Source organism: Streptomyces doebereineriae (assembly GCF_031845645.1).
Classification (GTDB): domain Bacteria; phylum Actinomycetota; class Actinomycetes; order Streptomycetales; family Streptomycetaceae; genus Streptomyces; species Streptomyces canus.
Genome location: NZ_JAVREZ010000516.1, coordinates 1 through 406 on the forward strand (window position 1 = coordinate 1; position 406 = coordinate 406).

A 406-nucleotide genomic window follows, 5' to 3' on the forward strand; every position below is an offset into this window, starting at 1 on the left:
GCGGTGCAGGGCCTCCAGCTCCTCGGCGGCGGTGGCCAGGGACGCGGCGGAGCGGAGGACTCCGGCGCCCCGGGTCATGATGCGCTGGATCGCCGTACGGGTCTCGGGGGCGATCAGCGCGACGGGGTCGTCCCCGCCTTCGCTCGCGGCCTCGGCCGGTTCCGTGCGCGGCGGGCGGGTCTCAGCGATGTCGGCGGCGATGCGCTCGGCGAAGACCAGCCCCTCCAGGAGCGAGTTCGACGCCAGCCGGTTGGCCCCGTGCACCCCCGTACAGGCGACCTCCCCGCAGGCGTACAGACCGGGGACGGTCGTCCGGCCGCGCAGGTCCGTGCGGATGCCGCCGGAGGCGTAGTGCGCGGCCGGGGCGACCGGGACCGGCTCGGTGACCGGGTCGATGCCGTGGGCG

1 protein-coding gene is annotated in these 406 nt (G+C 76.8%); it reads right to left on the bottom strand.

The window, feature by feature from the left end:
• Window positions 1-406: FAD-binding protein (locus tag RNB18_RS53045; protein WP_311721182.1), on the bottom strand; the 406-nt coding region annotated here is incomplete at both ends.